We start from the raw sequence: 9,001 nt of genomic DNA, 5'->3' as shown, positions 1-9,001 counted from the left end.
AACTTGTCCACGCTGGCCGGTCCACAACTGACCGGCCTTCAGCCTGATTGGGAATCCATGAACGAAGCGCGCAAAATACTTCCGGCAGTCTCGGTCGACGTCGTGCGGGCAGACACCGTGCTTCTGGTCAAGCGAGCCCGGCAACCGTCGCAAGGGCTCTATGCCTTTCCGGGCGGCAAGGTCGAACCTGGTGAGACGCTGGAGGCAGCGGCAGAGCGCGAACTTCAGGAAGAAACCGGTTTGCGTGCCACAAATTATCGCCCGCTGCGGGAAATCCGCATCGACGGCCGGGATGACAGCCACCCGGTCGATTATCTCCTCACAGTCTTCGGCGCCGCCTATGCCGGCGGCGAGGCCGTGGCCAGCGACGATGCGGAGACGGCGGCCTTCTATACGCTCAGCGAGATGGCGGCGCTGCCGCTGGCAGGCTCGGTATTCGCGGTCGCCGAAGACTTGTTGGCCCCCGGCGGAAACGCCGGACTGCTGTCCTGAAATCAACTTGCGGGCCACAAATTGTTTCGCCACAAAGACTTATGCTGTTTAGCAGAGCCACGCAGCTGGTAGAGAAGGCTTATGAATCGTCCATCCATGCTCCTCGCCGTGTGTCTTGCGGTCGGCGCGACCGTTTCGATACGGCCCGCGCTCAGCGCCGAGTCGCCGTTCGAGCCCGGGTTGATGCGGCTGGCGGAGGTTCTGGGCTCGCTGCATTTCCTGCGCAATCTGTGCGGCGAAAAGGGCGACCAGTGGCGTGTCGAGATGACAAAACTGCTCGATTCGGAAAATCCGGACGCCGAGCGGCGCGCCCGCTTCATTGCCAGCTTCAATCGCGGCTACCGCTCCTTCGGCGGCACCTATACGAGGTGCACGCCCTCGGCGACCGAAGCCATCAGCCGCTACATGAAGGAAGGCGAGACGCTGTCTCGCGACATCGCCTCGCGTTACGGCAACTAATGCATGTCGCCCAAAAGTGGCTGCGGTTTTGGGAGAACGACACGCATAAAAACGAAAACCTAAAGCGCCTCGCCTGAATCCGTTCAAACGCAGCGCGCTTTAGGCACTCGCTCATCGACAACTATCCGAACCATTGCTGGGTACAGCCGATATATCGGCTTGTGCCAGGCGATATCTTGGTGCAATCCTCATGTTGCACTTCTGCAACAGTATTAACGAAACCCTACCGCGCGAAAGCGGAATTAACTCAAACTGAAGGTTTTCGCCCCGCAGGCCGCCCCAATCGGCTAAGTTTGACTCGAACTGAACGCAGTTTCGCACAAGGCAATCGGGCTTTGTAAAAGACGATCAAAAAAATGTCGTATTTACAAATACTTAATTGTCCCTGGGTGTGAAATGAACAGATCAGGCCTGATCCACATCAATGGATCGCAGCTTGAAAGGGTGGACATTCGCTTATGGAACATGGTGTCAACGACATCGACGCGCTGGTCAGGGAAGAAAAACGCTTGACCGCCGTGGAAAGCCACAGCGAGGCCTGGGCGGAAGGTCTCTCCGCCGGGATAGAGCCCGAGATCATTGCCGAAGCAGCGCTCGAAACAGCCTTCGGCGAGATGTTGCGTGCCAATGGCGAGACCTCGGCCCTTGCCCTGCTCGACCGTATGCGTGAAAAGGTGATTGCTGGCGCCTTCGAACCTGAACGGCTGCGGCACTGAACCGACGTCCGGTTCTTTGACGGCAATATGCCGCTCGGGCGTCATGCCCGTAAGCAGGGAGAAACGGGCAGTGAGTTTTTCGATGTCAGGCAAGCCGCGTGGCTTGGTCCTTCGCATCTCTTTCGCCGCTTGCTGTGCCGCGATTCCCCTGGTTGTGTGTCTCGCGAGCAGCCCCGCCTATGCGCTGAGCGAAATCAAGCGCGAAGAGCTCCCCCCGACGGTCACGCCGCCGGCCGACGACATGTCGCCCCCCGGAAGCACCGTGCCAATGCCCAACCCGGTCGGGACGCCGCCGCCGTCTAGCCAGCCGACTGCTCCTGCCGAAGCCGAGCCGGACAGTCCGGCGGATGGCGGCGTGACCAGGCCACGCGTCGATCCGGACACGCCGGTGCCCGAGGTCATCTACGATCTCGGCAAGCTGCCGGAACCAGTGCGGCGCATGCATGATTTGATCGTCGAAGCCTGCAAGGGCGGCGATATCGAAAAGTTGCGGCCGTTGATCGGCACGGGCGACAACACAACGCAATTGTCCCTAACCGACATTGATGGCGATGCCGTCGCCTTCCTCAAGGGCCTCTCGGGAGACCCGGACGGCCAGGAAATCCTGGCCATCCTGGAGGAGGTGCTTGATGCCGGCTACGTCCACCTCGATGCCGGCACGCCACAAGAGCTCTATGTGTGGCCGTATTTCTTCGCCCTCCCGCTGGACAAGCTGGACGCCAAGCAGCGGGTCGAACTGTTCAAGATCGTCACCGCTGGCGATTTCGACGACATGAAGCAGTTCGGCGCCTATATTTTCTATCGCGTCGGTATCACCCCTAGCGGACAGTGGTCATTCTTCGTCGCCGGGGATTGAGAGCGGCTCTTCCCACCCACGGGGGTAGGGAGCCTAGCGGGGCAATGCCTCAGAAAACTCCACCGCCCTACCCTGGCTTGGCGTGGCGATCTCGCCTTCCCACATCACGCGGCGGCCGCGAATGACGGTGCCGACCGGCCAGCCGACCACTTCTCTCCCGTCATAAGGCGTCCAGCCGGCTTTCGAGCCGGCCTGCGCATTGGTGATGGTCTGGCGCCGCTTCATATCGACGATGGTGAAGTCGGCCTCGTAGCCGGCAGCGATGCGGCCCTTTCTCGCCATGCCGAAGATCCGCTGCGGGCCGTGGCTAGACAGGTCGACAAAGCGCTGCAAGGTCAGCCGGCCGGCATTGACGTGGTCGAGCATGATCGGCACCAGCGTCTGCACGCCGGTCATCCCCGACGGTGAGGCCGGATAGGGCTTTGCCTTCTCGGCCAGCGTGTGCGGCGCGTGGTCGGAGCCGAGCACATCGACGATGCCTTGCGCAATGCCATGCCAGACGCCATCGCGATGGCGCGCGGCACGCACCGGCGGGTTCATCTGGATCAGCGTGCCAAGCCTGAGATAGTCGTCGGCGCTCAGCGTCAAATGATGTGGCGTCGCCTCGCAGGTCGCGACATCCTTGTGTTGTTCGAGGAACACAATCTCCTCGGCGGTCGAGATGTGTAGAACATGGATGCGGGCACGGGCGTTTCGCGCAATGCGTACCAGCCGTTCGGTACAGCGCAAGGCGGCGATCTCGTCGCGCCAGACAGGGTGCGATGCCGGGTCGCCTTCGATGCGTTCGCCAAGGCGCTCGCGCAGCCGGAATTCGTCTTCCGAATGAAAGGCGGCGCGCCGGCGCGTGTTTCTCAGGATCGACGCCACGCCCTCGTCATCCTCGACCAGCAGGTCGCCAGTGGACGAGCCCATGAAAACCTTGATCCCGGCCGCACCCGGCAGCCGCTCAAGCTCGCCGACATCCCCGGCATTCTCGCGGGTGCCGCCGACCCAGAAGGCGAAATCGCAATGCATGCGCCCCGTGCCGCGCCGGACCTTGTCGGCAAGCGCTGCCTCGCTGGTGGTCAGCGGATTGGTGTTGGGCATCTCGAACACGGCGGTGACGCCGCCAAGCACGGCAGCGCGCGAACCCGTTTCCAAATCTTCCTTGTGCTCCAGTCCCGGCTCGCGAAAATGCACCTGGCTGTCGACGACACCCGGCAGGATATGCAGGCCGCGGCAGTCGATCGTCTCGCCGGCCGAGGCCTGGCGGAGATCGCCGATGGCAGCGATGCGCCCGTCCTTCACGCCGATGTCGCGAGCCCCTTCGCCGTCATGGTTGACCACTGTGCCGCCTGTCAGGATGAGGTCGTAGATCATGGCCATGCTCTCTTGCGGGGGGAGTGCCAGCGGCTTACGTAAAGGCCGACCATTTTGCAAGATCAGGTTGCTTTTCCGCCCATGCCCTGTGCCCAGCTCAAAGACCGCGCCCTCATTTCCGTATCAGGTCCGGATGCCGAGCATTTTTTGCAGAACATCCTGACCACCGATCTCGACATCCTGGCTCCCGGCGAAGCCAAACCCGGTGCGCTGCTGACGCCGCAAGGCAAGATCCTGTTCGATTTCCTGATCTCCCGCACCGGCGAGAATGCATTCCGGCTCGAATGCCGTGCCGACATATCGGACGATTTCGTACGCCGGCTGACGCTCTACAAACTGCGCGCCAAGGTCGAGATTACCAAATCCGATCAGGCGTTTGTCACCGTCGCGTGGGGACATGAATCAACACCCTCACAATCTGATTCAACGGCGGCCGCCGACACACGCTTTCCGAAGGGTGCCGTCACGCGTTCCTATGGCGAAACGGATGAGCCCGGCGATCTTGCCGCGTGGCAAGCCTTCCGCATTGTCGGCGGCATTGCCGAAAGCGGCAGCGACTACCAACTCGGAGACGCCTTCCCCCACGATGTGCTGCTGGACGAAACCGGCGGCATCGGCTTCAAGAAGGGCTGCTATGTCGGCCAGGAGGTCGTCTCGCGCATGCAGCATCGCGGCACGGCCAGGCGGCGCGTGCTGATTGCATCGGCCGACAGGCCCCTGCCCGCGCCCGGCACCGAGCTGACCGTCGCAGGCAGGCCGGTTGGCACGCTCGGCTCGACCGTAGACACGACCGGTCTGGCCATTGCGCGCATCGACCGGGTCAAGGCGGCGCTCGATGCCGGCCAGCCGATCATGGCCGGGGACGTTCCGTTAACGCTGGCCATTCCCGGTTGGGCAAAATTCGCCTTCCCGCAGGAAGCCGTCAGCGCGGAGGAGGCCTGATGGCGGCCGACCGCGTCGGCGCGCCGGCACGCGCCTGGCAGCGCATGCTGTCGGGCCGCCGGCTCGATTTGCTCGACCCCTCGCCGCTCGACATCGAGATTTCGGACATTGCGCACGGGCTCGCCCGCGTTGCCCGCTGGAACGGCCAGACCAGCGGCGAGCATGCGTTTTCGGTCGCCCAGCACTCGCTGCTGGTCGAAGCGCTGTTCTGCGACCTGGTGCCCGAGGCTTCGGCCGACGCCCGGCTGGCGGCCCTGCTGCACGACGCCGCCGAATATGTCATCGGCGACATGATCTCGCCGTTCAAATCGGTGATGGGCGGCAGCTACAAGGATTGTGAGTTACGGCTGCAGCGCGCCATCCATCTGCGCTTCTCGCTGCCTCCGGAACCAAGTGCTGCGCTGCGCAAGGAGATCAAGCGCGCCGACCAGATCGCCGCCTATTTCGAGGCAACGCTGCTCGCCGGCTTTTCGACCGCCGAGGCGACCGAGTTCTTCGGCCGTCCGCGCGGCTTCAATGCCGACCGCTTCGATTTCACGCCACGTTCGGTGACCTGGGCGCAGAACGCGTTTCTGAAACGGTTTTCGGCGATCGAGACGTCGCGGCATCAGGTTTCGGCGACCGCAATCGGCTAAAGCGCGTCGCGCTGAAACGGATTCACGCGACGCGCTTTAGGTCTTTTTATGCATGTCATTCCCCCAAAACCGAGGTCACTTTTGGGCGACATGCATTAAAACGCTAAATTAACCAGCGGCGACCACAGTAGCTTGTTCGATCACGGTCCGCAGGCGCGCTCATGCCCGTCGCTGATGCCAAGGATGGTTCGGCCGTCCCGAAACGGGAGGCCGAAGGCATGGACCGCTCCCGCCACATGGAAGACGAACTGCGGGAGCAGAACCAACGCTTTTCGGCTGCGGTCGAGAACATGTCGCACGGCCTGTGCATGTTCGACGCCGACGAGCGGATGATCATCTGCAACGGCAACTACCTAAACATCTTTTGCCTCGACGCCAGGGTGATAAGGCCCGGCATCCGGTTCCTCGACATTCTGCGCCACAGCGTCGATATCGGCGTCGCCTCGCAAACCGCCGACGAACTCTACGCCATCCGCAAGCCCTATATCGATCAGGCAAAGCCCTCGACCTACGAAGAAACACTGTCGGACGGCCGCATCGTCAGCATCTCGCACCGCCCTCTGGCTCTGGGCGGCTGGGTTTCGATCTATGAAGACATCACCGAGCAGCGCCGCGCGCAAGAGGATCTCAAGGAGCAGCACCGCCGCTTCGACGCAGCGCTCGCCAACATGTCGCAAGGCTTGCTGATGTATGACGCCGACGGCAAGATGATCGTGCGAAACCGGCGTTTTCTGGAGCTCTACAAGGTCACCCCGGCGGATTTTCCGCTTGGAACGACGCACCGCGACGCGCTCGAACGGTTGCTGGAACTCGGCATCTATACGAAGATCGATGTCGACAGCGAAGTCGCCAAGACCGAAGCCTGTCTGGCGGCGGCAAAAATGCATTCGGCCTATCGGCATCTTACCGACGGCAGGACGGTTTTGGTCACACGTCGGCCGATGGATGGCGGCGGCTGGGTGGTGACCTTCGACGACGTCACCGAACGTCGCCGCACCGAAGAGCGCATGACCCATCTTGCGCATCACGACACGCTGACGGGATTGCCCAACCGCTCGATGTTTCGCGAACGGCTCGACCTTGCGCTGGAGGACACGGCGGCCACGCCGCTGGCGATCTTCTCGCTCGATCTCGATCGCTTCAAGGCAGTCAACGACACCTGGGGACATCCGGCCGGCGACTGGCTGCTGAAGACCGTGGCCGAGCGGCTGCAGCGCTGCCTGCATAATGAAAACGACGTCGTTGCCCGCTTCGGCGGCGACGAATTCGTCATCATCCAGTTCAATTTCAAGGGCATTGCCAATGCTGAAAAACTCGCGAAGCGCATCGTCGAGACAATCGGAAAACCGTTCCGCGACAAGAGCCGCGAGATGCATATCGGCATCAGCCTGGGCATCGCGGTTTTCCCCGACGACGGCGGAGACGCCGACACGCTGCTGAGGAACGCCGATACAGCGCTTTACCGGGCGAAGAGCGAAGGCCGCAATCTGTATCGCTTCTTCGAACCCGGAATGGACGCAATGGTACAGGCACGGCGTGCGTTGGAGGTCGACCTCGGGACCGCACTGTCGCGCCAGGAATTCGACCTCGATTTCCAACCCATCATGAACATCGCCTCCGGCGAGATCGTCGGCGCGGAAGCCTTGATGCGCTGGCATTCCCCAGAACGTGGCATGGTGGCGCCGGACAGCTTCATTCCGGTCGCCGAAGAAACCGGATTGATCGTGCCGCTTGGAGAATGGGCGCTGAGGAAAGCCTGCACGGCGGCGGCACGGTGGCCCGCCGGCCTGCGCGTCGCGGTCAATGTCTCGGCCGTGCAACTTAAAAGCGGCAGCTTCGCCCGCAGCGTCATCTCGGCGCTGGCTTTCTCCGGCGTGCCAGCCGGTCGGTTGGAACTGGAGATCACCGAAACCGTGCTGATGGACGAAAGCGAGGTGGTGCTAAGGACGCTGCGGCAGTTGCGCGAACTCGGCATCCGCATCGCGCTGGACGATTTCGGCACCGGCTATTCGTCGCTCGGCTACCTCAGGCGTTTTCCTGTCGACAAGATCAAGATCGACCGTTCGTTCATCCACGATTTGGGCAATCGCGACACCGCGGCGATCGTTCGCACCGTCATCGGGCTGGGTGCCGAGCTTGGCATCACTGTCACCGCCGAGGGGGTCGAGACCGAGGTGCAACTCGACATCCTGCGCAGCAATGGCTGCACCGAGGCGCAGGGCTTTCTGATCGGCGCGCCGTCACAGGCGGCCGAGATCCAGCGTCTGTTGAGATCCCGGGCGCCGCACAGCCAGACCGGCTAGGCCGGCCATCGTCAATGCAGCGTCTCGATGTACTTTTCGTGGAAGCTGACATAGCCGGGCTCGACCACCTTGAGATGCCGCTCGATCAGCGCATGAAACCGCGGCAGTTGATGAAACGGCACGCCGGGATAGGCATGATGCTCGGCATGGAACGGCATGTTCCACGCCAGCTTGCGGACCAGCCAGTTGGTCAATGTGGTCCTGGTGTTCTCCAGCATGTTGGCGACGAACGGACAACGACCGTGCTCGGCCAAGAGATAGAGGCGCAGAAACGGCTGCCCCAACAGAGCGGGCAAAATCCAGACATAGACAAGCACCGAGAGCCGGAAATAGACGGCAAGCAGAAGGAGCACGGCATAAAAGGCAATCATGGCGCGTGCCTCGATGCGCACCTTGTCATAGCCCTTTGGCGGAACGTAGCTTTCGCGACCACGATCCGCGGCGTTGGCATAAAGCGTCTTGATGTGGCCCCACCATAACGGGATGCCGGATATGTGGACGAGGTATTGCCGCCATGTCTCCGGCTTGGGGAACGCCAGTTCCGGGTCATTGTCGGGATCTTGCGTGTATCGATGGTGGGCAAAGTGGAAGTAGCGGAACCAGTCCGCCGGCAGTGCGATCGCCAGGCTGCACACCCGCGCCACGAGATCGTTCAGCCGCTGCGCCTCAAAGGCCGTGCGATGAACCGTCTCGTGCAGCAGCGTGAATAGGAACACGATGAGGAGACCTTGCGGCAGCATCAGCAGCGGCCAGAACGGCACTTTGGCGGCGATCAGCGATCCGAGGATCACGATCGCACCCCAATGAGCGGCAAGCTGAACGAGGCCCGCGGCATCAGACTTGGCGGTCAGCCGGTTGCGCTCCTCCTGCGTCAACGATGAAATTACGTCGCGATGATCCACGGGCTTCGATCCAGGCTGGGATTTGATAGAATCCACTGTAGCGCATGAAAAATCTTTCCAAAAATGACGATTTCTGCGATTTAGATAAGCTGAACTTATCTATCCGGTGATCATGGCCGTACTTCCCTCTCTCAAAGGACTTCAGGCTTTCGAGGCTGCCGCCCGTACAGGCAGCTTTGCGGGGGCGGCGGAAGAGCTTTCTGTATCGGCCGCCGCCGTCAGCCAGCTCATCCGCACCGTCGAGGAGCAGATGGACCGCAAGCTGTTCCATCGCGTCAACCGGCGCGCCGTCCTCACCGAGGCCGGCGTCGAGATGCTGCCCAGGCTGACCATGGCC

Annotated in this window: 10 protein-coding genes; 8 read left to right on the top strand and 2 right to left on the bottom strand. The window is 62.0% G+C overall.

What is annotated here, in order from left to right:
- Positions 1–57 precede the first annotated feature (57 nt).
- The 4 genes from EOA22_RS16295 to EOA22_RS16280 all read left to right on the top strand — a co-directional run bounded on the left by EOA22_RS16295 (position 58) and on the right by EOA22_RS16280 (position 2,523).
- The gene (locus EOA22_RS16295; protein WP_127390079.1) at positions 58–492 is read left to right on the top strand and encodes an NUDIX hydrolase; all 435 of its coding nucleotides are present in this window, start codon (positions 58–60) and stop codon (positions 490–492) included.
- 81 nt (positions 493–573) lie between these two features.
- Positions 574–951 (top strand): TIGR02301 family protein, encoded by a 378-nt coding sequence (locus tag EOA22_RS16290; RefSeq protein WP_013532565.1) that lies wholly within the window; start codon positions 574–576, stop codon positions 949–951.
- 458 nt (positions 952–1,409) lie between these two features.
- Positions 1,410–1,667, top strand: coding sequence for a hypothetical protein (locus EOA22_RS16285; protein WP_008874920.1), 258 nt, complete (start codon positions 1,410–1,412; stop codon positions 1,665–1,667).
- Between the two features lie 70 nt (positions 1,668–1,737).
- A complete protein-coding gene (locus EOA22_RS16280) occupies positions 1,738–2,523 on the top strand; it encodes a hypothetical protein (RefSeq protein ID WP_027162675.1) in 786 nt (261 codons plus the stop codon).
- A 33-nt stretch (positions 2,524–2,556) separates the two neighbouring features.
- On the opposite strand, the gene EOA22_RS16275 is transcribed toward EOA22_RS16280, so the two are convergent.
- Positions 2,557–3,888 (bottom strand): dihydroorotase, encoded by a 1,332-nt coding sequence (locus EOA22_RS16275; RefSeq protein WP_063167701.1) that lies wholly within the window; start codon positions 3,886–3,888, stop codon positions 2,557–2,559.
- A 75-nt stretch (positions 3,889–3,963) separates the two neighbouring features.
- Here EOA22_RS16275 and EOA22_RS16270 point away from each other — a divergent pair, with 75 nt between their 5' ends.
- From EOA22_RS16270 to EOA22_RS16260, 3 genes are all read left to right on the top strand, one after another.
- Complete coding sequence (locus tag EOA22_RS16270) at positions 3,964–4,824, top strand: folate-binding protein YgfZ (RefSeq protein WP_013532568.1); 861 nt, start codon at positions 3,964–3,966, stop codon at positions 4,822–4,824.
- Positions 4,824–5,459 carry an HD family hydrolase gene (locus EOA22_RS16265; RefSeq protein ID WP_127390078.1) on the top strand — a complete coding sequence of 212 codons (636 nt, stop codon included), beginning with the start codon at positions 4,824–4,826 and terminating at the stop codon, positions 5,457–5,459. The genes EOA22_RS16270 and EOA22_RS16265 overlap by 1 nt, the downstream gene beginning before the upstream one ends.
- A gap of 161 nt (positions 5,460–5,620) precedes the next feature.
- Positions 5,621–7,762, top strand: a complete 2,142-nt coding sequence (locus tag EOA22_RS16260) for an EAL domain-containing protein (protein WP_013532570.1) — start codon at positions 5,621–5,623, stop codon at positions 7,760–7,762.
- Between the two features lie 11 nt (positions 7,763–7,773).
- Here the strand turns inward: EOA22_RS16260 and EOA22_RS16255 are convergent, their stop codons facing one another.
- Positions 7,774–8,664 (bottom strand): fatty acid desaturase family protein, encoded by an 891-nt coding sequence (locus EOA22_RS16255; RefSeq protein ID WP_013532571.1) that lies wholly within the window; start codon positions 8,662–8,664, stop codon positions 7,774–7,776.
- A gap of 112 nt (positions 8,665–8,776) precedes the next feature.
- On the opposite strand from EOA22_RS16255, the gene EOA22_RS16250 reads away from it, so the two are divergent.
- Positions 8,777–9,001, top strand: a 225-nt coding sequence (locus EOA22_RS16250; RefSeq protein WP_127390077.1) for a LysR family transcriptional regulator, incomplete at its 3' end; no start/stop codon positions are given.

Origin of the sequence: Mesorhizobium sp. M7A.F.Ca.US.014.04.1.1 (genome assembly GCF_003998745.1) — a bacterium.
In the GTDB taxonomy this organism is placed as follows: domain Bacteria; phylum Pseudomonadota; class Alphaproteobacteria; order Rhizobiales; family Rhizobiaceae; genus Mesorhizobium; species Mesorhizobium ciceri.
The sequence above is the reverse complement of the archived record's forward strand: the minus strand, read 5'-3'. Positions and strand labels throughout refer to the sequence as shown.